The sequence below is a fragment of the Bifidobacterium platyrrhinorum genome (assembly GCF_010667645.1).
GTDB lineage: Bacteria > Actinomycetota > Actinomycetes > Actinomycetales > Bifidobacteriaceae > Bifidobacterium > Bifidobacterium platyrrhinorum.
In genome coordinates, this window is record NZ_WHZV01000010.1 from 45145 (window position 1) to 70584 (window position 25440).

Annotated in this window: 18 protein-coding genes and 1 riboswitch; of the genes, 13 read left to right on the plus strand and 5 right to left on the minus strand. The window is 68.4% G+C overall.

Annotated features, from left to right (window positions below; all coding sequences use genetic code 11):
* Positions 1-125: 125 nt before the first annotated feature.
* The gene (locus GFD21_RS09735) at positions 126-2420 is read left to right on the plus strand and encodes an alpha-L-arabinofuranosidase C-terminal domain-containing protein (protein WP_163197774.1); all 2295 of its coding nucleotides are present in this window, start codon (positions 126-128) and stop codon (positions 2418-2420) included.
* Between the two features lie 75 nt (positions 2421-2495).
* On the opposite strand, the gene GFD21_RS09740 is transcribed toward GFD21_RS09735, so the two are convergent.
* On the minus strand, positions 2496-3473 hold the full coding sequence (locus GFD21_RS09740) for an aldo/keto reductase family protein (protein WP_163197775.1): 978 nt from the start codon (positions 3471-3473) through the stop codon (positions 2496-2498).
* 1122 nt (positions 3474-4595) lie between these two features.
* Between GFD21_RS09740 and GFD21_RS09745 the strand changes: the two genes are divergently transcribed.
* The 7 genes from GFD21_RS09745 (at position 4596) to priA (ending at position 11645) form a co-directional block, all read left to right on the plus strand.
* Positions 4596-6086 carry a xylulokinase gene (locus tag GFD21_RS09745; protein WP_163197776.1) on the plus strand — a complete coding sequence of 497 codons (1491 nt, stop codon included), beginning with the start codon at positions 4596-4598 and terminating at the stop codon, positions 6084-6086.
* Positions 6087-6230: 144 nt separating this feature from the next.
* Positions 6231-7628 carry a histidinol dehydrogenase gene (gene hisD, locus GFD21_RS09750; protein WP_163197777.1) on the plus strand — a complete coding sequence of 466 codons (1398 nt, stop codon included), beginning with the start codon at positions 6231-6233 and terminating at the stop codon, positions 7626-7628.
* A complete protein-coding gene (locus GFD21_RS09755; protein WP_163197778.1) occupies positions 7625-8785 on the plus strand; it encodes a histidinol-phosphate transaminase in 1161 nt (386 codons plus the stop codon). The genes hisD and GFD21_RS09755 overlap by 4 nt, the downstream gene beginning before the upstream one ends.
* A 57-nt stretch (positions 8786-8842) precedes the next feature.
* Complete coding sequence (gene hisB / locus GFD21_RS09760) at positions 8843-9445, plus strand: imidazoleglycerol-phosphate dehydratase HisB (protein WP_163197779.1); 603 nt, start codon at positions 8843-8845, stop codon at positions 9443-9445.
* A complete protein-coding gene (locus GFD21_RS09765) occupies positions 9445-10158 on the plus strand; it encodes a hypothetical protein (RefSeq protein WP_163197780.1) in 714 nt (237 codons plus the stop codon). The genes hisB and GFD21_RS09765 overlap by 1 nt, the downstream gene beginning before the upstream one ends.
* Before the next feature lie 27 nt (positions 10159-10185).
* The gene (hisH, locus tag GFD21_RS09770) at positions 10186-10830 is read left to right on the plus strand and encodes an imidazole glycerol phosphate synthase subunit HisH (RefSeq protein ID WP_163197781.1); all 645 of its coding nucleotides are present in this window, start codon (positions 10186-10188) and stop codon (positions 10828-10830) included.
* An 89-nt stretch (positions 10831-10919) separates the two neighbouring features.
* Positions 10920-11645 carry a bifunctional 1-(5-phosphoribosyl)-5-((5-phosphoribosylamino)methylideneamino)imidazole-4-carboxamide isomerase/phosphoribosylanthranilate isomerase PriA gene (gene priA, locus GFD21_RS09775; protein ID WP_163197782.1) on the plus strand — a complete coding sequence of 242 codons (726 nt, stop codon included), beginning with the start codon at positions 10920-10922 and terminating at the stop codon, positions 11643-11645.
* Positions 11646-11966: 321 nt separating this feature from the next.
* Here the strand turns inward: priA and GFD21_RS09780 are convergent, their stop codons facing one another.
* Positions 11967-13412 (minus strand): DUF2252 domain-containing protein, encoded by a 1446-nt coding sequence (locus tag GFD21_RS09780; protein ID WP_163197783.1) that lies wholly within the window; start codon positions 13410-13412, stop codon positions 11967-11969.
* A gap of 62 nt (positions 13413-13474) precedes the next feature.
* Here GFD21_RS09780 and glnA point away from each other — a divergent pair, with 62 nt between their 5' ends.
* Complete coding sequence (gene glnA / locus GFD21_RS09785; protein WP_163197784.1) at positions 13475-14812, plus strand: type I glutamate--ammonia ligase; 1338 nt, start codon at positions 13475-13477, stop codon at positions 14810-14812.
* A 133-nt stretch (positions 14813-14945) separates the two neighbouring features.
* Here the strand turns inward: glnA and GFD21_RS11365 are convergent, their stop codons facing one another.
* Positions 14946-17177, minus strand: a complete 2232-nt coding sequence (locus GFD21_RS11365) for a transglutaminase domain-containing protein (protein WP_163197785.1) — start codon at positions 17175-17177, stop codon at positions 14946-14948.
* Between the two features lie 603 nt (positions 17178-17780).
* Here GFD21_RS11365 and GFD21_RS09795 point away from each other — a divergent pair.
* The 4 genes from GFD21_RS09795 (at position 17781) to GFD21_RS09810 (ending at position 21930) form a co-directional block, all read left to right on the plus strand.
* A complete protein-coding gene (locus tag GFD21_RS09795) occupies positions 17781-19019 on the plus strand; it encodes an MFS transporter (protein WP_163197786.1) in 1239 nt (412 codons plus the stop codon).
* A 133-nt stretch (positions 19020-19152) separates the two neighbouring features.
* On the plus strand, positions 19153-19749 hold the full coding sequence (locus GFD21_RS09800; protein ID WP_163197787.1) for an FMN-binding protein: 597 nt from the start codon (positions 19153-19155) through the stop codon (positions 19747-19749).
* Between the two features lie 2 nt (positions 19750-19751).
* Positions 19752-20636 (plus strand): FAD:protein FMN transferase, encoded by an 885-nt coding sequence (locus GFD21_RS09805; protein ID WP_163197788.1) that lies wholly within the window; start codon positions 19752-19754, stop codon positions 20634-20636.
* Positions 20626-21930: a ferredoxin reductase family protein gene (locus tag GFD21_RS09810; protein WP_163197789.1), complete on the plus strand. Its 1305-nt coding sequence runs from the start codon at positions 20626-20628 to the stop codon at positions 21928-21930. The genes GFD21_RS09805 and GFD21_RS09810 overlap by 11 nt, the downstream gene beginning before the upstream one ends.
* 9 nt (positions 21931-21939) lie before the next feature.
* Here the strand turns inward: GFD21_RS09810 and GFD21_RS09815 are convergent, their stop codons facing one another.
* Together GFD21_RS09815 and GFD21_RS09820 are read right to left on the minus strand one after the other, a co-directional pair.
* Entirely contained in the window at positions 21940-24351 is a 2412-nt protein-coding gene (locus GFD21_RS09815; protein WP_163197790.1) for an energy-coupling factor transporter ATPase, read from the minus strand.
* A gap of 3 nt (positions 24352-24354) precedes the next feature.
* Entirely contained in the window at positions 24355-24957 is a 603-nt protein-coding gene (locus tag GFD21_RS09820) for an ECF transporter S component (protein ID WP_163197791.1), read from the minus strand.
* Between the two features lie 7 nt (positions 24958-24964).
* Positions 24965-25118: riboswitch (FMN riboswitch) on the minus strand.
* Positions 25119-25440 lie beyond the last annotated feature (322 nt).

A 25440-nucleotide genomic window follows, 5' to 3' on the forward strand; every position in this document is an offset into this window, starting at 1 on the left:
GTGCGCCGCCCGACACACTCCAGGCCGTTCGGCCAAGCCTACGGTCGGGCGGCGCACACGCCGACCGGACCTCCACCGCCCGATGAGGCATTCCGCGACCGGCCATCCGTCCCTACAATGGAGCCATGACGAGCATCAGCGTGGGTGCGGCGGTGCACCCGGTCGGCGACCGGCTCTACGGGGCGTTCTTCGAGGACATCAACCTCGGCGCGGACGGCGGCCTCAACGCCAACATGGTGAACAACTACAGCTTCGACGGCGTCTGGCTCGACCACCACACGCTGCGTCCGCAAGGCGGCGAACGCTGGCGCACGCAGGCCGACCCGTTGCGCTTCTGGCGGTTCGACGGCTGCGACGCGACCAGCTGCGGCGCCTGGATCCGCGGCCCCCACGGCCAGGAGATCGACACGCCCGGCGAATGCCCGGCGCCGCCCGTCCACCGCAACAGCCGGTACGCGCGCGTGCGCGTCGCGTTCGGGGTCGGCACGCCCGGCAACCCGGCGCGCGTGGGCAACCTCGGCTACAACGGGGGAGGCGCGTACGCCGACATGCCCGCCATGTCCGTCGTCCGCGGGCGCACGTACGAGTTCCGCTGCATGCTGCGGCCCGTGGACGGCGTATTCGACGGGCGGTTCTGCACCGTGGCCGTCGTGGACCGTTACGGGCTGCCGCTCGCCGGCCCCGTGCCGCTGCGCCGCGCACGCGTGGAGCCCGACCGCGACGGATGGTACCGCGTCGCCGCCGAACTGACGGGCTCGGACACCGGCCTGGGCGCGCTGCGCATCGAGATCGTGGGCGAGGCGGACGACGGCGGGCGCCCCACGCTCGACATGGACCTCATCGAGCTCATGGACGCCGACCATTGGGGCGCCGGTGACCCGAAATGGCGCCACGGCAAACTGCGTCGCGACATGGTCGAGGCGCTCGCCGCGTTGAAGCCCCGGTTCCTGCGCTTCCCCGGCGGATGCATCGTCGAGGGCGTCACCCCGGGCAACGAATACCGGTGGAAGGACACGGTGGGCGCGCTCGCCGCCCGCAGGCAGCAGTATTCGCTGTGGTCGTTCAAGACTCCCGACGGTTCCAGCTATTCGCAGAGCTACCAGATCGGCTTCTACGAGTACTTCTGCCTGTGCGAGGATCTGGGCGCCAGGCCGCTGCCCACCCTGTTCGCCGGCATCGCCTGCCAGTCGCCCGGCCGCGACCCGCGCCACATGCCCACCGACGCGCCCGCCTTCCGCGCCAACGTGGTGCGGGACTACCTCGACCTCATCGACTTCGCCAACGGCGACCCGGACCGCGGCGGCTGGGCGGCAGTGCGGCGCGACATGGGGCACCCCGAACCGTTCGGCATGGACATGATCGGCGTCGGCAACGAGAACTTCGGCGCCGACTACGTGGAGAAGTTCGACATCATCGCCCGCGCCGTCCACGAGAAGGATCCGGACATGCTGTGCGTGATGAGCGCCGGCCTGTTCCCGTTCCGGCCCGCGATGCGCCGCACCTGGAAGCATGCGCATGCGGTGGCCGCCGGCGGGTTCCCCGGGGTGGGGCGGATCCCCGCGGGCGCGGGCGGGCCCGGCGCGGGGAACGCCCATGAAGCGGGCGCACGGCCCGTGGAAGCGGGCGCCCGTCTCGTGCCGCAGCGCGGCGTCACGGCCCGCGCCCGCATCGTCGTCGACGAACACTCGTACCACTCGCCCGAATGGTTCGTCGCGCAGTCCTCGCGCTTCGACGACTACCCGCGCGACGGCACGGCCGTCTACTTCGGCGAATACTCCGCCAACGGATACTTCGCCGGGCGGCCGCAACGGCCCGGAACGGCGAACACGTGGCGCACCGCGCTCGCCGAGGCCGCGTTCCTCACCGGCTGCGAACGCAACTCGGACGTGGTGGCGATGACCTCCTATGCGCCGCTGTTCGCGCACGTCACCGCCAAGGGATGGCAGCAGAACCTCATCGAGTTCAGTCCCGCGCGCGTCGCGCCCACGCTCAACTACGAGGTGGAACGCCTGTTCTCCACGCATGTGGGGGAGTGGGCCTACGAATGCCGCGTAGGGGGCGTCGCAGGCGGCGCCGCGGGCGGATATCCCCCGATGGGGGACGGCCCCTACGTGAGCGTGACCGGCGGCGACGACCCGTTCGTGCGTTATGTGAAGCTCGTCAACACGGGCGGCGGGCGGGTCGACGTCTCCATCGACATGGCCCGTGGGCTGCGCGCGCTCGGCGCCGGCGGCGACGGCCTGACGATGGAGGTCGAGACCCTCGCCGCCGGGCCGGACGAGAGGAACTCGTTCTCATTGGAGGGGCCGATGCGCGACGTGCTGCGCCGCCGGACGCGCGCGTCGCGCATCGGGCGCGGCGCCCACGAGTTCGCGCTGGCGCTCGACCCGTACAGCGTCACGCTGGTGACGTTGCGCTGAAGTGTGACGGGACGGCCTTCATCGCCGCCCCATCACGCCCGGCATCCTTCCGTCGCCGAGAAGGCCTCCCCGGGGTCAGCCGACGTGGCGTTCGAAGCGGTGGAAGCCGGTGATCGCGTCGATCTCGGCCATCGCGTCGGCGGGGATCTCGAAGCCGGAGGCCTTGAGGTTGTTTTCCAGCTGGCTCGGCTTGCTGGCGCCGGCGATCACGCAGCTGATCTCCTTGTGCTGAAGGATCCAGGCGAGGGAGAGGACCGGCAGGTTCACGCCGAGCTCGTCGGCCACGCCGCGCAGCTTCTCGACCATGTCGAGGTTCGCGTCGGTGAGCAGGTCGTTGATCTGGTGGTCGGCCTGCCAGGTGGCGCGCGAGCCGGCCGGCAGCGGCTGGCCCTTGCGGTACTTGCCGGTGAGCAGGCCCTGCGCGAGCGGCGAGAACGTGGTGATGCCGATGCCGAGCTTCGAGCACACGCCCATGATCTCGTGCTCGATGTAGCGGTCGGCGAGGTTGTACTGCGGCTGCACCACGGTGATCGGGTAGAGGCCGAGGCGGTCGATGATGCGCTGCGCCTCCTGGAGCCTCGCGCCGCCCCATTCCTCGGAGACGCCGTAGTAGAGGACCTTGCCCTGCGCGACGAGGTCGCTCATCGCGCGCAGCGTCTCCTCCAGGTCGGTGGACTCGTCGAAGCGGTGGCAGTAGTAGAGGTCGAGGTAGTCGGTGCGCATGTTCTTCAGGCTCTGCTCGCAGCTTTCGAAGATGTGCTTGCGGCTCAGTCCGCGGTCGTTCACGCCGTCGCCGGTGGGGAAGAACACCTTCGAGGAGATGACGAGCTCGCGGCGCGGGAAGCGGCTCAGCACCTCGCCGAAGAAGCGTTCGGCCGCGCCGGCGGAGTACGCGTCGGCGCAGTCGAAGAAGTTCACGCCGTTGTCGAACGCGAGGTCGACGGTCTGCTTCGCCACGTCCTCGGCGGCGGTGCCCTTGAGGTCGGTCACCCAGCTGCCCAGCGCGATCTCGCTGATCTTCAGTCCGGACTTGCCCACGTTGCGGTATTTCATCGATGGTTCCTATCTGTATCTGTATGTTGCGTCGCGTCGTCCCGGACGTGCGTGGCCGTGCCCTGTCGCACGGTCTGCGCACGGCGCCGTATGACTCCGCATGGTCCTGGTTGGTCGTGGCGGGGCGGCAACCCCGCTGTTATCGCTCACAATCCATGAAAGCACTTCAAGTACGCTTCAACGCAACCGCCGCATCGTGGACGTGTCGCGGCCGCGGCGGCGTCATGGGCCGCCATGCATCGTGGAGACGTGATGGGGTATCCCACGGGGGGCGTGCCGTCGGATTCCGACTGGCCGTCGAACTCGTGCGAGGCGGGGCGTCCCATGGGGGCGCGCCGTCGATCCGCCTCCTGCCGCACGCCGCCCCGCCGTGGCCCCGTGGGCGGCGCCGACGTCCGGATTTCTGTGAACGCGACGTTACGGCGACGATGCGGTATCGTTACCGCGAAAACCGCGCCATCCCGGGCGACACGCCGGTGGAACGGCGTCGTTCCAACGGTTTTGAAACCGGTTTCAGAATACGATTGCAAAGCGGTGGACGAATGCCTATCATGTGAGATGTCAGCCGGAAGGGCTGGCGGAAACAACAAGGAAAGGTGGACATCATGACCAACAAGAACATCTTCGGCGACATTCTCAACTACTGCGCTGACAACATGTTCCCCGAGAGCATCGCCCGTGAGAAGATGGCCGAGTCCGCTCGTCGCCACGGCAACCGCTGAACCGTTCTTCGGTGATCCGACCGGGCGTTGAACGCGGCCGATTGCGGAAGACCCCGAACTTCGAAACCACATCCAAGTAGCGAATCGCATACGGCGGGACCATCCGTACGCCATGGAGAGGTGATTCGCGAGTGCATCGACAACGAGAGAGAACGGCAACGGACAACGACGTCCGCCCACTGCGCCCCGTTCCCGCCCGTGCCTCCCGATACTTGATACATCCATATATCTGATACATCCATACATATATATACATAGATAAATCCCGATTCATGCCCGTGGGCGTCGTTCCGGTCGCTCGTCCGCACCCGGATCCCGGCGTCCCCGCCGCCTTCCATGCGCATCCCCGGACGTGACATCCACCGTCCGAACGCCTCCCGCGGCAACTACGATAAGGCGCATGACGTCTGCAACAACGACATACGCGGCGACCTTCGACGCGGGCACCACCGCCCTCAAGGGCGCCCTGGCCGCCCGCGACGGCCGCATCGTGGCCAGCGCGAGCGAGGACCTCGACCTCATCATCGGCGGTGACCGCCGCGAACAGGACCCGGAAGCATGGTGGCGCGCGTTCCGCGACGTCACCCGCCGCATGCTGGACGACGCCTCCCGAAACGAACCCGGATTCCATGCCGGGCTCGTCGCCGGCGTCATCTGCAGCGGGCAGATGCAGGACGTCATCGCGCTCGACGCGGACCTCGCCCCCGTACGCCCCGCCATCCTCTACTCCGACGGCCGCGCCGGCGAACAGGCCGCGGCCCTCGCCTCGGCGCTCGGCCGGGGAGACGCGGCGGCCGGCGGATCCCGCTTCCTCTCCATCGTCGGCAACCGGCTCGAAGGCTGCCTGCCATTGCCCAAACTCATGTGGATGCGCGAACGCGAACCCGACGCCTACGCGCGCATCCGCCATGTGCTCATCAGCTCGAAGGACCTGCTCGTCGCACGCCTGACCGGCGCGTGCATCGGCGACGTGGCCGCATGCTCCACCGCCGGCGCCATGGACATCCGCTCCGGCGCATGGCACGCCGGCCTCGTCGCCGCGGCCGGCCTCGACCCGGCGATCCTGCCCGGACTGCACCGCCCGCAGGACGTGGTCGGCCATGTGGGCGCCGAAGCGTCCGCGCTCACCGGCCTCGCCGCCGGCACGCCCGTGTACGCGGGGTTCGGCGACGCCGGCGCCACCACGTTCGCCAGCGGCGTGGGCCATGCCGGGCAATACAACATCAACCTCGGCACCTCCGGTTGGATCGCCACGGTCTCGCCCGGGCCGTTCACCGACAAGCCCGGCGCCGCGAACCTCGCGTTCGGCGTGGAGCCGGGATTCGTCAACGCCGTGCCGTTCCTCAACGCCGGCGACGTGCACAGGTGGGCCACCGGCGTGCTCGCCGGCGGCGACTACCGGGCCATGCACCGTCTCGTCGTCTCGTCGCGCCCCGGCGCGAACGGCGTGCTATGCCTGCCGTACCTGGTGGGGGAGCGGTTCCCGGTGATGAACGCGACCGTCCGCGGCGCCTACGTGGGGCTGGACCCCGACTCCACCCGCGCGGACATGGCCCGCGCCGCGCTCGAAGGCGTCGCGTTCTCCATCCGCCAGGGCATGGAGGGCTTCGATGCGGCGCCCGAATCGATATCCCTCATCGGAGGCGGCGCGCGCGAGGAGGCCTGGTGCCGCATCATGGCCGACGTGCTCGGTCATCCGGTCACCGTGTTCGACCACGCCGACATCCTGCCCTCCGTGGCGCTCGCCTCGCTCGTCTTCGGCGACCCCGACCTGCCGGGCGCGGTCTGCACCGGCACGTCCTACCGGCCCGACCCGTCCACGCGCGCCGCCTACGACGCGGCGTACGCGCGCTTCCTCGCGCTCTACCCGGCGCTGGCGACGCTGCGCTGACCCGCCGGGCCGCACCCCGGCCGGAGTCCTCCGCGGCTCCCGGCCCGCCATGCCGGCGCCCCGGAACCGCCCGCATCTCACGATGCGGGTGAAAGTGGACGGCTCGGGGCCCCTGCGGCCTTCGCGTTGTTACGATGGGGCCTTATGAGCGAGAACATCATGCGAATCATCGACCTTCGAGGCCAAGTCCTGTCCCGTGCCGAACTGCTGGCCGCGATGCCGCGCGCCGCCATGGGCACCTCCGAGGCCACCGACCTCGTCCGCCCCATCCTCGACGACGTCAAGGAGCGCGGCGCCGCCGCCCTGCGCGACTTCGAGGAGAAGTTCGACCACGTGCGCCCCGAGCACCTGCGCGTGCCCGAGGAGGAGATCCAGGCCGCGCTGACCACGCTCGACCCCGAAGTGCGCGCCGCCATCGAGGAATCCGTGCGCCGCGCCCGCGCCGTCGCCGCCAACCAGGTGCCGAAGGACTTCCACACCGACCTCGCGCCCGGCGCCCGCGTCGCCGAACGCTGGATCCCGATCCAGCGCGTCGGCCTGTACGTGCCCGGCGGCAAGGCCGTCTACCCGTCCTCCGTGATCATGAACGCCGTGCCCGCGCAGGCCGCCGGCGTCGAATCCCTCGCCATCGCCACCCCGCCGGCCCGCGACGACGCCAAGGGCCTGCCGAACAAGACCATCCTCGCCACCTGCGCCATCCTCGGCGTGCACGAGGTGTACGCGGTCGGCGGCGCCCAGGCCATCGCCATGTTCGCCTACGGAGCCAAGGGCTCCGAGCCGCAGGACGGCGCCGTGCTGTGCGACCCGGTCGACAAGATCACCGGCCCGGGCAACATCTTCGTGGCCACCGCCAAGTCCCTCGTCTCCGCGTTCGTCGGCATCGACGCGGTCGCCGGCCCCACCGAGATCGGCATCATCGCCGACAAGGACGCGAACCCGAGCCTGCTCGCCGCCGACCTCATCGGCCAGGCCGAGCACGACGAGCTCGCCGGCTCCGTGCTGTTCACCGACTCCCCGGAACTCGCCGGGAAGGTGCAGGAGAACCTCGCCTACCGCGTGCCGCGCACCGAGCACGCCGAGCGCGTCCACACGTCCCTGTCCGGCACGCAGTCCGCCATCGTCCTGACCGACGGCCTCGACCAGTCCATCGACGCGGCCAACGCGTACGCCGCCGAACACCTCGAGATCCAGACCGCCGACGCGGACGCGGTCGTCAAGCGCATCAAGAACGCGGGCGCCATCTTCCGCGGCCCCTACTCGCCGGTCCCGCTCGGCGACTACATGTCCGGCTCCAACCACGTGCTGCCCACCGGCGGCACCGCCCGCTTCGCCGCCGGCCTCGGCGTGCACACCTTCATGAAGCCCGTCGAGGTCATCGAATACGACGAGGAGGGCCTCAAGGCCCTCGCCGCGCGCATCAACGCGTTCGCCGTCTCCGAGGACCTGCCCGCCCACGGCGAGTGCGTGCTGTCCCGCTTCGTCAAGGACCCGTACGACAAGGAGACCCTGCGCGAGCAGGAGAAGGAAGCCGGTCTGCTGTGAGTGCCATCCCCTCGAACCTGCCCCTGCGCAACGATCTGATCGGCGAGGAGCCGTACGGCGCGCCGCAGCTCGACGTGCCCGTCTGCCTCAACGTCAACGAGAACCCGTACGCGCCGGACCCGGCCGTGTGCGACACGATCGCCCGCCGCGTGCGCGAGATCGCGCCCACGCTCAACCGCTACCCGGACCGCGAGCACATCGAACTGCGCCGGGCGTTCAGCGACTACCTCGCCCGCGAGTCGGGCACGCGCCTCGACGTGGACGAACTGTGGGGCGCGAACGGCTCCAACGAGATCATGCTCCAGCTGTTCCAGGCGTTCGGCGGCCCGGGGCGCACCGCGCTCGGCGCCGATCCCACGTACTCCATGTACCCGGAGTACGCGCGCGACACGTTCACCGGCTGGAAACTCGCCCACCGCAACGAGGACTTCACGCTCAACGTGGAGAAGACCATCGAGGCGATCCGCGAGGTCAAGCCGTCCATGGTGCTGCTCACCAGCCCGAACAACCCCACCGGCACGCCGCTGCCGATGGAGGACATCGAGCTCATCCTCGCCGCCTGCGAGAAGGCCGAGGTGGCCGGCGCCGGCGAGGGCGTGCACCCGATCCTCGTCATCGACGAGGCGTACGTCGAGTTCCGCAACCCCGGCACCCCCAGCGCCGTGAGCCTCATCAAGGACCATCCGAACCTGGCCGTCAGCCGCACGATGAGCAAGGCGTTCGCCTTCGCCGGCGCGCGCGTCGGCTACCTCGCCGCGTCCAAGGGCATCATCGACTGCGTGCGCATCGTGCGCATGCCGTACCACCTGTCGGCCGTCACGCAGGCCGCCGCCCTCGCCGCGTTCGAGCACACCGACGAGCAGCTCAGCCGCGTCGGCCACCTGCGCGAGACCCGCGAGGCCACCGCCGCATGGCTCAAGGAACAGACCTACAAGGGCGCGCATCTCGAGGTCGCCGAATCCGGCTCGAACTTCCTGCTGTTCGGCGGCGGTTTCGACAAGCGCGACGCGATCTTCGACGAACTGCTCAAGCGCGGCGTGCTCATCCGCGTCGTCGGCCCGGACGGCTGGCTGCGCGTGTGCATGGGCACCGACGAGGAGATGGCCCGATTCCGCGAGGCGCTCTCCGAGACCCTGCGTATCGTGGAAGCCGAATAACGTCACGCGAACGACATCACCACGTCGCATCGCAGACTTTTCCGAAGGAGCAACACCATGGCGCGCACCGCGCACATCGTCCGTGAGACCAGCGAGTCGCACATCGACCTCGAACTGAACCTCGACGGCACCGGCCGGACCGACATCGACACCTCCGTGCCGTTCTACAACCACATGATGAACGCGCTCGGCAAGCATTCGCTCATCGACCTGAAGATCCACGCGCACGGCGACACCGACATCGACGTGCACCACACCGTCGAGGACACGGCCATCGTGTTCGGCGAGGCGCTCAGGCAGGCGCTCGGCGACAAGCGCGGCATCCGCCGCTTCGCCGACGCCACCGTGCCGCTCGACGAGGCGCTCGCCAAGGCCGTCGTCGACATCTCCGGCCGCCCCTACGTGGTGTGCACCGGCGAGCCGGAAGGCTACGAGTACTGCATGATGGGCGGCCACTTCACCGGCTCCCTCGTGCGCCACGTCATGGAGTCGATCGCGCTGCACGCCGGCATCTGCCTGCACCTGCAGGTGCTCGCCGGCCGCGACCCGCACCATATCGCCGAGGCCGAGTTCAAGGCGTTCGCGCGTGCGCTGCGCTTCGCCGTCGAACCCGACCCGCGCATCGAGGGGCTCATCCCCAGCACGAAGGGCTCCCTGTGATGTCCGACGACAAGAAGGACGACCAGGGCTTCGACGGCCTGTCCGACGAGGAGATCGCCAAGGCGATGGAGGGCTTCGAGCAGGAGTTCGCCTCCGACGCATCCGGCGATTCTTCCGACGCTTCCGACTCCGCCGACGTGCCGGATGTCCCGGACGGCCTCGGCGCCATCGACGTCCCCGACGACGCCTCCGAGATCGACCCGTCGTTCGGGTTCGAGGACGCGCTCGAGGGCCTGCTCGGCAACAAGGCGAAGATGGCGGCCATCGTCACCCGCATCGCCTCCGCGCCGCTGCTCGCCGCGTTCTGCCAGCTGTCCGACATCTCCGCCGACTGCGTGGGCTCCAACCAGGGCGCCATCGCCGTGCTGCGCAACCTCGACGGCGACGCCCCCGAGGCCGCCGCACGCGACATCACCACCGTCGTCGGCGGCATGAGTGTCGTGCTCGGCGTCAACCGCGCCGACAAGCTCGAGGTCACGATGTACGCCGGCGGCAAGTCCGGCGGCACGCTCGCCCCGCCCATCCTGTTCAATTCCACGCCGCGCTTCGTCGAGGACCTCATGCTCGGCATCACCACCGTCGCCCAGCTGAAATCCAAGGGCTTCGAGGTGGTCGATTCCGGCTCCATGGACCACGACCAGGCCATGAAGGTGATCGCCGACCACACGCGCATGGGGCGCGGCGGCGCCACCCGCGGCTCCAGCATCGCATAGGAACCATAAGGGACAAGGAGGATTCCCATGACCACCGCAGTCGTGTTCGACTATGGCTTCGGCAATGTGCGTTCCATGGTGCGCGCGCTCGCCCGCCTCGGCGTCGACACCACCCTGACCTCCGACTACCGCCAGGCGCTCAAGGCCGACGGCCTCGTCGTGCCCGGCGTCGGCGCGTTCGCCGCCTGCATGGAGGGCCTGCGCCACGTGCAGGGCGACCGTGTGATCATCGACCGTCTGCGCGCCGGGCGTCCCGTGCTCGGCGTGTGCGTCGGCGAGCAGGTGATGTTCGAGACCGGCCACGAGCACGGCGAGAACGCCGCCGGCGTCGGCCTGATCGGCGGCTCCGTCGACCCACTCGACGCGGACGTCGTGCCGCATATGGGCTGGGACACGGTCGAAGACGCGCAAGGCTCCACGCTGCTCAAGGGCGTGGAAGACGAGCGCTTCTACTTCGTGCACTCCTACGCGGCCCACGAGGCGAAGGCCAAGGACCTGTCCGGGCTCCAGATCGACATCACGGACGACCAGCACGTCACCTGGTGCACGTACGGCCGCAGCCGTTTCGTCGCCGCCTACGAGCGCGGCCCCCTGTCCGCCACGCAGTTCCACCCGGAGAAGTCCGGCGACGCGGGCGCGCAGCTCCTCGAGAACTGGATCGCCACGTTCTGACATCCGGTCGTATCGTTGCCGCCCCGGCCCCTTCCGTGCGGGAGGAACCGGGGCGAGCCTCAGGAAAACCCCAGAAAGGTGTGATTGCCATGTCCCTTACCCTGCTTCCCGCCGTCGATGTGCGCGACGGCAAGGCCGTGCGCCTGCGCCAGGGCGAATCCGGCTCCGAGACCGACTACGGTTCCCCGCTCGAGGCGGCCCGCACGTGGGTGGAGTCCGGCGCCGAATGGATCCATCTGGTCGATCTGGACGCCGCGTTCGGCACCGGCGACAACCGCGCCCAGCTGCGTGAGATCGTCCACGAGCTCGGCGACCGTGTCAACATCGAGATGTCCGGCGGCGTGCGCGACGACGCGTCGCTCGACGCCGCGCTCGAGGCCGGCGCCGCCCGCGTGAACATCGGCACCGCCGCGCTCGAGAACCCCGAATGGACGCGCAAGGTCATCGCGAAGTACGGCGACCGCGTGGCCGTCGGCCTCGATGTGCGCGGCCACACGCTCGCCGCGCGCGGCTGGACCCGCGAGGGCGGCGACCTGTTCGAGACGATGAAAATGCTCGACGACGCCGGCTGCTCCCGCTACGTCGTCACCGACGTGGCGCGCGACGGCATGATGAGCGGCCCGAACCTCGACCTGCTGCGCGAGGTCGCCGATCGCACCGACGCGAAGGTGACCGCCTCCGGCGGCATCTCCAAGCTCGACGACCTGAGGAACATCAAGGAGCTCGCCTCGATCGGCGTCGACTCCGCGATCCTCGGCAAGTCCCTCTACGCCCGCGCCTTCACCCTCGAGGAGGCCCTCAAGGTCGCCAAGTGACCAAAGGCCGCCAAATATAATGATGGATGGATCATCAAGTGGTCCATAGGTGCTGAATGTCCCTCAGCGTCCCCGATTCTCGAAACAACCCCATATCTCGAGAATTGGGGACGCTGAGTTGTTTCCAGCGTCAGTATTTCTCGAGACAACCTTGGATTTCGAGAATTAGGGACGCTGAGAGGTTTTCAGCGTCAGTATTTCTCGAGACAGCCCCGGATCTTCTCGAGGCATCCTTGGATCTCGAGAAAACGGGACGCTGAGGGGTTCCCAGCGTCCCTAATTCTCGGGATATGGGTTTTTCTCGAGAAACACCGACGCCATTCACGCGCAGGGGAGTTCGCCCTTTTTGATCATCTTTTTGAAGACGGCGTAGTCCTCGTCGTTCTGCTCGGCGTAGCTCACGGCGAACGAGGCGATCGCCTGGTCGAACTCGTCGGAACCGCCCAGATAGTTCGCGATCGCGATCGAATCGCCGGTGCGCGCGTGCGCATGCGCCAGGCACCATGCGCACATGCGCGACAGGTCGGACAACGCCGTGGCGTTGAGGTTGTCGATGTCGATGGACCCCTTGCCGTTCCACAACTGGCGCACGTAATAGTCGCGTTTCTTGCCGTCCTCGGCGAGGAAGCTTGTCCAGCCGAGCAGCACATCCGCCGTGGACTGGATCAGCTTCTGGCCCTGCACCACGCGTTCGCCGTGCGTCGCATACGGGGAGGCGCCGCAATAGTGCTCGAGCACCGAATAGGTGGCCTCCTTCATCTGGATCATCATCGGGTCGTTGATGTCGCGCGCGATCCACACGCTCGCCCACGCACGCTGGCCCACCGAGCCGACGCCCACGACCTTGCGCGCCGCGTCTTGATAGCGGAAGTGGTCGAACACCCAGCGGCGGTCCTCGTACAGGGAATGGCGGTAGTTCTCGAACAATGTGTCGAGACGCGCCTGCAACGCGTCGAGGTCGGCGTAGCCGCCCAGCTCGTTGATCGGCACGAGCTCGGGCGGGTTGGATCTGAACCTCAGCTTGCCGTCCTTGAACCGGCACAGTTTCGCGGCGGCCGCGTCGTTGTCCTTGAGCAGCGCCTTCATCGCCGCCTGGCGCAGCGTGCCGTTGCGCTTGCCCCCGGCGTTCGTCTCGAAGCGGTCGAGCGTCTCCTCCACGTCGAGATGCTCGTACCAGGCGTCCAGATAGTCCATTTCGGAGAACCATTTGATGCGTTCGCGGTATTCGCGCGTGCATTGGAGCACCGCGGCGCGGATGTCCTTCTCCTTGATTTTGTTGGCGCGACCGCAGATCTCCACCGACACGGCGAGACGCTTGAGGTCCCACTCCCAAGGGCCGGTGGCGGTCTCGTCGAAGTCGTTGATGTCGAACACGAGACGGGCGGAGGGGGAGCGGAAGATGCCGAAGTTGCCGATGTGCGCGTCGCCCACGCACTGCACGGGGATGCCGGTGACCGGCGTGGTCGCCAGGTCGTTCGTCATGATGAGCACGGTGCCGCGGTAGAAGGTGAACGGGCTGGCGCTCATGCGCTTGTAGCGCAACGGGATGAGGTCGGGCACGCGGATCGCGGACTGCTCCTCGAGCAACCCGATCGCCTCGCGGCGTCCCGATTGCACCTGCCAGACGGCGTGCGATTCGAGCGGCGCCTTCGCGCGGGCGGCGATGCCGGCGCGGGAACGGCCGCGCGGTTCGGACTTCCGCTCCCACGAGGAGACGTCGACGGGAGGATTGGCCGAGGGGGAGAGATGATCTGCTGCTTCGCTCATGATTCGCTACTGTACCGCGGCGGTAACAAACCCCTAACACGTGGGTGTGAGGATTGGTGCCTATGGATAAGCAGCAAGAGTTTGCCCTGCGCACGGTCGAGGAACGCGACGTGCGCTTCATTCGTTTGTGGTTCACGGACGTGCTCGGCACGCTCAAGTCCGTGGCCATCGCGCCGGCGGAGCTGGAGGCGGCGTTCGAGGAGGGGCTCGGATTCGACGGTTCGGCCATCGAAGGCATGACGCGCGTGTCCGAGGACGACATGATCGTCAAGCCGGATCCGTCCACCTTCCAGATCCTGCCGTGGCGCGGCGGCCCCCAGGGCACGGCCCGCATGTTCTGCGACGTGCTCACCCCGGAGGGCGAGCCCAGTCTGGGCGACCCCCGCCACGTGCTCAAGCGTTCGCTCGCCAAGGCGAAGGAGAAGGGCTTCACGTTCTACGTGCACCCCGAAATGGAGTTCTACCTGTTCGAGCAGCAGGAGGACTGGTCCAAGGCGCCCACCCCCATCGACGAGGGCGGCTACTTCGACCATGTGCCGCGCAGCCCCGGCATGGACTTCCGCCGCGCCACCGTGAACATGCTCGAGCAGATGGGCATCTCGGTGGAGTACTCGCACCATGAGGCGGGCCCCGGCCAGAACGAGATCGACCTGCGCTACGCGGACGCGCTCACCACGGCCGACAACATCATGACGTTCCGCACGGTGGTCAAGGAGATCTCGCTGGAGCGCGGCATCCACGCCAGCTTCATGCCCAAGCCCCTGGCCGACGCGCCGGGTTCCGGCATGCACACCCACCTGAGCCTGTTCGAGGGCGACGCCAACGCCTTCTACGAGGCCGGCCAGGAGTTCAACATGTCCCTGACCGCACGCCAGTTCGCGGCCGGCATCCTCCACCATGCGGCGGAGATCTGCGCGGTCACCGACCAGTACGTCAACTCGTACAAGCGTCTGTGGGGCGGCAACGAGGCGCCGAGCTACATCTGCTGGGGCCACAACAACCGTTCCGCGCTGCTGCGCATCCCGCAGTACAAGCCGGGCAAGGGCAATTCGGCGCGTATGGAGTTCCGCGGCCTCGACCCGGTCGCCAACCCGTACCTCGCGTACTCGGTGCTGCTGGCCGCCGGTCTGGACGGCATCGAGAAGCAGATGACGCTGGCCGAGCCGACGAGCGACGACGTGTGGGAGCTCACCGACGAGGAGCGCCAGTCCATGGGCATCGAGCCGTTGCCGCGTTCGCTCGGCTCCGCGCTCAAGATCATGGAGAAGTCCGACTTCGTGGCGGACGTGCTCGGCGAGCACGCGTTCAACTACTTCTTGCGCAACAAGCGCCAGGAGTGGGAGGAGTACAACCAGCAGGTCACCCCGTTCGAGCTCAAGAAGTACCTGCCGAAGCTGTGATTCCGTGATCCCGTGATTCCGCGGTCCGGGGACGTATGCGCCGCGGACCGCGGACGAAACGACGAAGGAGGGCGCCACCCATACGGGTGGCGCCCTCCTTCGTCGTTTCGGAAAGCCGCCGGCGCCCCGCCGGTCAGTATTGTCCGACCTGCGAGGCGAGCGTCCAGCCGTCCTTGTCGGCGAAGTGGTCGGTGACCTGCGACTTGTCCTTGAGCTGGTAGCGGTCGTCCGCGGTGTCGCCCGCGTCGTCCCAGGTCGGGTCGATGAGCAGCCATGCGCCGTCGATCTTCACGTAGTTCCACGCGTGGCCCGCCTTCGTGCCGGACACGCTGCCGGTGACGACTCGCGTGTCAAGTCCGGCGGCCTTGGCCAGCGCCTGGTACGCGTAGGCGTACGACATGCACACGCCCTTGCCGTTCACCGCGCCGAGCGCGCTCCACGCGTCCGGATACGAGGCGACCGCCTTCGTGCTGCCGAACGCGTTGGCGCTGCCGTAGTCGACGGCGGCGAACGCGTCGTAGTCGTAGGTCATGCGCGAGGAGAGGAACCGGTCGATGGCCACGGCCTTGTCGCGGTCGGACCCCTGGAACGAGCCGGAGGCCTGCGACACGAAATCGGCCAGCTGTTTCTGGCGGTCCCGGTAGTCGTCCGGGTATCTGACCCACAGCACGGTCCTGTCGCCGCTCTTGCGCACCGTGTATGCGACGCCTTTCGAATCGGTCTTGATGTACGGGTTCTGGTAGATGACCTCGTCGAGCACGTCGGACGTGCCGGTCTGGTAGTCGTCGCTGGCGTATTTGGTGATGTCGATGACCTCGTGCCCGTTGAGGATGTTGTTGGCCAGGTACGTGCCGTAGTCGTTCGACGCGTAGGTGAAGTACTGCGACTTCGCATTGTCCGAGTCGATCTTCTTCTTGTCGTATCCGGTCCAGTCGACGTCGCCGTGGACGGCGTTCATGCGGTCGAGCAGTCCGCCGGCCTTGGGCAGCGCCTCGATGGCGGCCTTGGTGATGGTCGGAAGCGCGGCGTTGAGGTCGCCCTCGTAGTAGAGCCTGCCGGTGTTCTCGATCTTCGTGCCCGGCGCCGAGTACGTGAACGTCCAGCTGTCGCCGCCGTTGCCGCCGGTCCGCCTCGGCTCGCCGAACTTGCTCGGGATCGGCACGGTGGCGCCGTTCGCCATCGTCACGAAGGTGTAGACGTATGCCTGCATGTCCTCCTCGGCGGTGTTGTCCTCGCCGAACACGCCCTTGAGGTTGTAGTAGCGCTGGTTGAACTGCGCGATGTCGGCCACCTTGAGCGGGATGGACGGCACGATGCCGGTCGCGTCGGTGGCGTGCCAACGGCCCTCGTGCCCGTCGGCGTCCACGGCCGTCACCACGAAGTAGAGGCGTCCGGCCGAATCGGGGTCCCAGGAGCCGCCGGCCGCCTGCATGATGTCCGCGCAGGATTCGCTCGTGCTGTTGAGGCAGCCGTCGATACTGTCCTGGTTCTCCACCATGAGCGACCGGTACGCCTCGTTCTGGCTCCATGTGGAGGCGCCGGCCGTGTCGGAGACCCGGTACTTCCTGACCTTGTCGTAGTCCTTCGACAGCAGTTCGGTCTTCGTGGAGGAGCCGATCCGCTTGACCAGCCCCTGCTCCCGGGAGTAGCGGTCGTCGCCGGGCTCGCCGACCTGCGGGCGGACGATGTACGTGTACACGTCGTACGATTTCGCGCCTTCGACCTTGTCCCACGAGATGTCGACGCCGCCCTGCCCGTTGACGGTCGCGCTGACGTTCCCCACGGCGGCGAGCTGCGAGTCGCCGGTGCCGGATTCGGCGTCCACCACGGTGAAGAACCGGACCGCCGGCTTGGCGAGCCGTTTGCCGTTGCCTCCCATGTACTGCACGTAGTAGTAGCCGTCGGAGGGGAGGAACCCGTGTTCGGCGCCGATGGAGTCGCCGTGGCGCATGTACTTGGGGATGTCCTGGCTGCCGCCCAGGTCGACGGTGCCGTTGCCGCTGCCGGTGACCGACGGGTTGGCCGACGACATGGACGGCACCGGGATGGTCAGAGCGGCGTCCTGGTACACCTTCGCGCTGTCGTCCACCGACATTTCGGCGCCCTTGAGCGCGAAGCCCTCGTAGGGGTCGGATTTCACCGAGGCGGGTTTCTCGAGTCGGATGCTGAACTCGTAGTAGTTGTCGACGGCGATCGGCTCGCGCAGGTCGTACTTGGACTTGTCGAACCCGGCGTACACCTGGTCGGCCGCGGGCAGGGCCGTGCCGGAGACGGTGCCGTCCGAGTTGGTGTGCGGCGATGAGCGGTAGGCGACGACCAGTCCGCCGACCGCGATCGCGATCACGGCGAGCACGGCGACGAGCACGATCCACCAGCGGCGCCTCCGCTTCGGTCTGCCGTGCCGGCGGGACGCGCCGCGTGGGGGAGCGGCGGGAGGCCGTTGCCCGGGCTGTTGCGGGGGTTGCGTCGGGTATTCGGTCGGTTGCGCCGGGTACCCGGCGGGCTGCGGGGACGGCGGCGTCTGCGGCGCGTATGGCTGCGGCTGCGTCCGGGATGGGTATGGTTGCTGCGGGTAGGCGTATTGACCGGGCTGCGGCGTCTGGCCCGGACCCGGCTGTTCCGGGTATTGCTGCGCCGGATACGGATACCCGGCCTGAGTCGGCTGCGGCGTCGCAGGCCACTGCGGCTGCGCCTGCCCCGGCTGTTGCGGTTGGTGGGGGTACCCCGGCTGCGGGTATTGCGGCGGATAGGCTTGCCCCGGCTGCGGCGCGTACGGCTGTTGCGTCCGCTGCGGCCATCCGTATGCTTGTTGCGGTTGCGGTTGCGGTTGCGGTTGCGGTTGCGGTTCCTGCCCGCTACGTTGCGGTTCCGTCATCGGTATCCCTTTCGACATGCCTTCTTCCCGGATAAGCGAAATTGTAGGGCTGCGGCAATACGATGCGCAAGGAACGAAACAAGGAGATGAACGATGGCGAACACCACCGCGAAGGACAGGGAACCGCGCGAATCCTCCGGGACGCCGGAGCGGTTCTTCAACCTGCCGGTCACGATCCTCATCCTGGCGAGCTTCATGCTCGGCATGAGCGAATTCGTGGTCGTCGGCATCCTGCCGGACATCGCGCAGGGGCTCAAGGTCTCCGAGGTCACCGTCGGCAACCTCGTGGCCCTGTTCGCGTTCGTGTACGCGCCGGTCACGCCGCTCGGGTCCGCCATCTCCGCGCGTTTCCCGCGCTTCGCGACCTACCTGACGCTCATGGGCGTCTTCCTCGCCGGCAACCTCCTGTGCGCGCTCGCCCCCAACTACGCGATCCTGCTGGTGGCCCGCATCATGATCGCGTTGGTCTCCGGCACGCTCGTCGCCATCGCCATGACCTACGCGCCGGACGTCACCACGGACCGATACCGCACCAAGTTCATCGCCTGGGTGTTCTCAGGCTTCTCCATCGCCTCCGTCGTCGGCGTGCCGTTCGGCACGTGGGTGGCGAACACGTTCAGCTGGCGCATCACATTCCTCATCATCACCGCCGCCACCGCCGTGCTCATGGTGCTCATGTTCGTCGTCCTGCCGCGCAACTCGCATCCGGTGAACATCGGCTTCCTGCGCCAGTTCCGTCTTTTCTTCGACCACCGCATCTGGGGCGGCGTGCTCACTGTCGTGTGCGGCGCGGCCTCCAGCTACGTCTTCTACACGTACCTGACGCCCATCATGCGCGACGAGATCGGCGTGCCCGAACGATACGTGAGCATCGGCCTCGTCCTCTACGGCGTCGCCTGCCTGTGGAGCAACCTGTACGGCGGCAGACTCGCCGACAAGGGCCGCGGCGTCGAACCGCTCGTGCACACGCGCCCCATCTTCTGCCTGCAGGCCGTGCTGCTCGCCACGCTCGCCCTCGCGCCAATCGTGCCCGTGTACGGCGCGATCCTGCTCGTCGCGCTCGGCATGATGATGTACCTGTTCAACTCGTCGTCGCAGGTGCTGTACATGGACGTCGCCGCCCAGTCGCACCCCGGTTCGATGAACCTCGCCGCCTCGCTCAACTCGATGAGCTTCAACATCGGCATCGCGGTCGGCTCCGCGGTCGGCGGCCTCGTCAACGACCATCTGGGACTCGGCTGGCTCGGCCCCGTCGGAGCCGTGTTCGCCGTGTTCGCCGTCGTCATCACCACGCTCCTGCGCCGCTACGTGCCGGCGGGCGCCAAGGCGTGATCCGCGTCACATCCACGTCGATATCCAGCGTTTTCCCAGCCGTTTCCGGGCTCGCTTTTCGCCGGCCGCCCCTATGGTGGTGTCCCGCAAGACCGATACCACGAATCGTGGTGTTCACGAAGGGGCATCATCCATGCGACGCAAAGTCATCTCGGCCGTAGTCGCCGTCATCGGCGTGTTCGCCGCGGCGGCGGACATGATGCTGCTGTTCGCCGGCGGCACGGTGCGGACGGCGGCCTCCTCCGCCGCGTCCGGCGCTCCGTTGGGCTCGACCGGTGCCGGTTCGTCGTCGGGTTCCGGCGACGGGTCTTCCGGTTCGTCCGCGGGCGGGTCGTCGGGGGATTCGTCCGGTTCCGGCTCGGGCGGTGACTCGTCGGCGTCCTCCGGCGGCTCGGATGCGTCCGCCGACGGTTCCGGCTCGTCCTCCTCGTCGGATGCGTCCAACGGCGCGTTCAAAGACGGCACCTACACCGGTGCGGTCGTCGCCACCTCGAAGGGCGACGTGCAGGTGCAGGTGACGGTCTCCGGAGGCAAGGTCGCCCAGGTCGTCGCCGTCAAGTACCCGAACGACAACCCGCGTTCCGTCTCCATCGCGCAACAGGCGATCCCGCAACTGTCCGACGAGGCCGTCCAGGCGCAGGGCGCCGACATCCAGATGGTCTCGGGAGCCACCGAGACCTCCACCGGATTCATCGGCTCCCTGCAGGACGCGCTCGACCAGGCGAAATGACCATGGCCGACGAAACCACGGCCACGGCGAGGGACGGCGGCATCCGCCTGTACTCCACGGCCGACGGCGCGCTGCGCACCGCGGTCTTCCACCTCATGACCATGCCGTTCACCCTGCGGCTGCGCCACGCGGACGAGGACACCCTGCGCGTGGCCGCCGAGGCGTGCCGGGGTTCCCTGGCCGGCGTGGACCGCACGTTCTCCCCGTTCCGGCCGGATTCGCTCACCTCGCGGGCGAACCGCGGCGATTGGGGAGGCCTGCTGCGCGATCCGGACTTCGCCGAGGTGTACGCGCGCGCCTCCATGGCCGCCGACCTCACGCGCGGGCATTTCCGGGCGATGCGCCACGGCCGCTACGATCCGGTCGGGTTGGTCAAGGGATGGGCCATCGAACGCGCGTTCGACCGTTTTCTGCGACCGCTGCTCGACGGGGGACGGGCCGAGGCGGCCGTGCTCGGCGGGGGAGGCGACATGCAGGCCGGCGTACGCCCCGGTTCCGATTTCACATGGGGCGTCGGCATCGAGGACCCGGGCCGCGCGGACATGCTCGCCGGCACCGTGCGTCTGGGATGCGGGGCCGTGGCCACCAGCGGCCTGTCGAAGCGCGGCGGCCACATCGACCGCATGCCCGCGTGGGACGGGTCCCGATCGGGCCGCGATCCATCCGACGACGTCATCCAGGCCACCGTCGTCGGCACGCATCTGACCGACGCGGACATGTGGGCGACCACCGCGGTCGCCGCCGGGCTCGAACGGTTCCGCACCCTGACCGCGCGGGAGGACGACCCGTCGTTCGCCGCCCTGCTCGTCATGCGCGACGGGCACACCGCACGAATCCATCCACGGACCCCTTTCGGAAAGGACCATGAACACCGTCATGACGCGTAGAATCACCACATCCACCGCCCTCGCCTGGGTGGTGGTGCTGTTCGTCGTCCCGCTGCCGTTCCTCGCCGCGCTGCGCGCCGGCCTGCCCGCCTTCTACGCGGACATGGCCGCCGGCATCGGCATCGGCGTCATCGCCTACGTGTGGATGCTCGCCGCCGTCTACCTGGCCGGCCGGCCCCGCTGGGTGGACCGCACGGTGGGCCTGCCGCACATGTTTATGATCCACGGCGTGCTCAGCCTGCTGGCCATCGCGCTCGCGTTCCTGCACGCCAACCTGCTGCCCGCCGAGGGCCCGACCAAGCTGCTCGGCGGCGCCGGCCTCTATCTGTTCGTCTTCCTCGCCGTCTACTCGCTGGTGTTCATGGCCGGATGGCTGTCGGCCCGCGTGCGCTGGGTGGCCTCGCTCAAACGCGCCCTGGAACGCGTGTTCCGCCATGAGGCGAGCGTGTGGATCCACCGGCTCAACCTCGTGGCCGTGGCGTTCATCTTCCTGCACGTGCAGTCCATCGCGTTCATCCGCGACGACCTGCCGTTCATCATCCTGTTCGACGCGGCCACCGCCGCCGTGTTCGTCTGGTACGTGGCCTCCAAGGTGCGCCAGCGGGCGGGCGCCGTCGTCGCGCGCGTGGCCGACGTGCGGCAGGTCGCGCCCGGCGTGACCGAACTCACCCTCGACGTGCCCGCCAAGGACGCCCGCTGGGAGCCCGGCGACTTCACGTTCATCCGGTTCCCCGAACTCAAGGGGCTTCGTGAATACCATCCGTTCTCGATGATCAACTCGTCCTCCGCGGCGCAGGCGCGACGGGGATTCGTGCCCATGCGCTTCGACATCCGCGCCGACGGCGATTTCACGCGCCGCGTCGTCACGCTGCCCGTGGGGGCCGTGGCGCACGTGCAGCCGAGCTACGGCCGCTACCGCCGGTTCATCGACGAACACCCGGCCGGAGCCCCGCTGGTCATGCTCGGCGGCGGCATCGGCGTCACCCCGCTGCTGTCGCTGCTGGGCGCCTATGCGCCCACCGGGCGCGACGTGACGCTCCTGTACGGCGCGCGCGGCGCGGACGACCTCGTGCACGCGGACGATCTGCGCACGATGGATCGCAACCACGCCAACGTGCACGTCACGCTGCGCGCCGGCGGCCGGTTCGACGAGCGGGAGGTCGCCGACGCCATGCGCCCGGGCGCCCTGTACCTCATCGCCGGCCCCTACGGCATGCTCAAGGCGTGGCGCACGTTCCTGATTGGACGGGGCGTCGCCGCCGACGACATCTACTACGAACCGTTCGCCATGTAAGCGTGGCCGCTAGGCAGCCACCACGGCCAGGGCGACGAGCGCGGCCAGATACAGCACGAGCACGGCGGCGAACGCCACGTCGCGTGCGGCGACGCGCATCACACGCCAATGCGTGCGGCGGATGCCCTCCTCGTAGCAGCGGGCGTCCAGGGCGAGCGACAGATTGTCCGCATGGCGCAGCGCGCCCGCGAAGATCGGCACGATGATCGCCGTCATCGCCTTCACCCGCTGCGGCAGCGACCCAGTCTCGATGGAGCCGCCGCGCGCCGCCTGCGCGTCCGCCACCGCCTGCGCCTCCACGGCCAATGTGGGGATGAAGCGCAGGGCGAGGCTCAATACGAGCGCGATCTCCTGCGTGTGCACGCCCAGCCGATGCAATGGTGACAGCAACGCGGCGAACGCGTCGGTGATCGCGGTGGGCGTGGTCGTCGCCAGGAACACGGCCCCCAGGATGATGACCAACGCGAAACGGCACGTGTACAGCACCGCCGTGGCCACGCCGTCGTCGGTCACCGGCACGGGGCCGACGGAGAACAGCGTGGAACCGGTGCGCACGAAGAACACGTTGAGCAGGCCCATCACGGCGAACAGGCCGAGGAACATCCTCACCGAGCCGAGCAGTCTCGCGGGCCTGAGCCGTGCGGCGGCCACCACGCCCGCGGTGAACGCCGCGCCGGCCAGCAGTTGACAAACGTCGCCGATGCCGAACGCGGAGAACATCGCCACGAGGAACGCCACCATCTTCACACGCGGGTCCAGCCGCGCGACGGGTGAGGATTTGGCCGTCGCGCGGGAGGCGTCCCGTACGGCGCGTTGTGGGGCGTTCCGCGGCCCCCTCCGCGCGACGGCCTGCGAACCATCCGAGTCATGACGTGCGAAGGCGGTTCCGGTCGGGGCTCCGTCCGCGGCCCCGGTACCGGCATCGTGCGTGGCGCCGACGGGGATGCCGAGCTCGTCATGCGTCGTTCCCGCGCCGGTCAGCGTCGCCATGTCGACCACCCGGTCGGCCACGCGTCGCGCCTCCGTATGACTGTGCGTGACGACGAGGACGGTCACGCCCCGCGCGTGCAGGTCGTCGATGAGCCGGTAGACGCGTTCGCGCGCGTCCGCGTCCAGGCCGGCGGTCGGCTCGTCCATGACGAGCAGCTTCGGTCGGCAGGCGATGACCCCCGCGATGGCGGCGAGCCGCTGCTGGCCGCCGGACAGGTCGAACGGGGAGCGGTCGGCGAGCCCGTTCATGCGCGCCACACGCAGCGCCTCGTCCACACGTTCGTCGATCTCGGCTTGCGGCAGGCCTTGGTTCGCGGGGCCGTACGCCACGTCGTCGCGAACCGTGTCCGCGAACAGCTGCCGTTCCGGATGCTGCATGACCAGCCCCACCGTGCGGCGCAGCGTGGCCAGTTCTCGCCGTTTCGCCGTGTCGACGCGCATCCCGTCCACGGTGATCGAGCCGGAATCCGGCTTGGCGAGCGCGCACACGAGCCGCAGCAGTGTCGACTTTCCGGAACCGTTCGCGCCCATCAGCGCCACCGTCTCGCCCTCGCGCACCTCAAGCGACACGTCGTCCAGGATCGGCCCGTCCCCGCCCGCATACGCGTACGACACATGCGACACCGACAGCATCACATCCCGTCCCTCCCCGGCCGGCCTGGCAGGGGAAGGACCGGCCGCAGTGGAGCGGGAAACGCCGGAGCCGTCGTTGCCGGAAACCGAACATTCCTCCCCATCGGCCACGACCCGCCCGCCGTCAAGCCTCACGATCCGTCCGGCCCGCGCGATCTCATCCGCATGATGCGTCACGTGCACGATCGTCGTACCCGCCGCATGCAGTTCGTCGAGCACGTCCATCACCTCGCGCCGCGCCAGCGGGTCGAGCATGGCGGTCGGCTCGTCGAGCACGAGCAGGCGCGGGCGCATGGCGAGCATGCCGGCGATGGCGGCGCGCTGCTGCTGCCCGCCGCTCATGCGGATCGGGTTCGCGCGGCGCATGTCGTCCAGTCGCACGGCGTGCAATGATTCGGCGATGCGCTCGCCGATGCCGCCGCGTCCGTTGCCGTCGTCGCCGTCGCGCGGCACGCCGAGGTTCTCCGGCCCGAACGCCACGTCGTCCTCGAGCACGGTGGTGACGAGCTGGTCCTCGGGGTTCTGGAACACGGCGCCGATGCCGCGGCGTGCGGCACGGTAGGCGTCCGCGTCGGGGCCGGCGGGGGAGAAGACGGTGCGGCCGAGCAGGATCACCGTGCCCGAGTCGGGGGCGGCCAGACCCGCGATGAGGCGGGCGAGCGTCGATTTGCCCGAGCCGTTCGCGCCGGTGAGCGCCACGTAGTCGCCTTCGCGGACGGTCAGGGAGGCGTCGTCGAGCGCCCAGGCGGCGCCGCCGTCATAGCTGAAGCGGATGTGATCGAGTTCGGCGAGGTTCACGGTTTACTTGTCGAGCAGCTTGGTGATCGGCTTGTAGATGACGAACGTGACGACCGCGTGGATCGCGAACTTGAGCACGTTGAACGGCAGCAGCACCGGCACGATCATGGCGGCGACCTGCGCGACGGTCATGTGCGCGTAGATCGGCGTGATGACGAGGTTGCCGAGGATGGCCGCGGCGAGCGCGACGATCGCGCCCACGACGATGCCGATGATCGCGCCCTTGCGCGTGCGGTTGCGGCGGTAGATGACGGACGCCGGCAGCGACAGGGCGAGCGCGACGAGGATCGCCATGAGGGCGCCCCACGGGTCGGTGAACGCGTGCGGCAGGAAGCCGAGCACGGAGACGATGGCAGCGGCGGCCGGGCCGAACGCGAAGCCGGCGATGAGGCTCACGATGCCGGACGGATCGTATTTGAGGTACGGTGCGGCCGGGAAGATCGGCAGTTCGATGAAGCTGGTGACGATCGCCAGCGCGACGAACAGCGCGTAGACGGCGATGCGGCGGGTGGACCAGCGGCCGGAGTCGGCGACGCCCGTGGCGTGCGTCCCGGTGGCGTGGTCGACCGGCTTGGACTGGATATGGCTATCAGAAGATACGCTCATGCTGAGCTCTCCGTTTCTTCCATCCGGACTGTGACCGTTGGCTCCGGATTCTCACCGGATCGGCCGCCGCAGCGGTTCGCGGGCTTCCCGATCCCTCCCGTTATGAATCCCGGGGGCCGGGTTACCGCCAGTAAGGAATTGCACCTTCCCTGAAACTGACAGGCAACTGTATACGCGGATGGGTGGATTTGCGCAAATCGGGTTTCGCTGTGCGGGCAATGACCGGCCGAAGGAGTGCCGGGGGCGGGGTGCGCATGACACCCCTGACATGCGTTCGACGGTGTCGGCCGCATCTGCCCGGATATGTTGGTAACGCTGCCATTTCGCCGACACTCCGGCGGTTGCCATATCCGTGATTTCTGTTACCCGAAAAGGGGCAACGCTGTCCATGATGTGGATGCGAATCTGCGATATTGGACATACGGGCACGGCGTGTCCGCTTATTTTCCAACCGGTTCGATACCCCGGGGAAAGCGCCTGTTC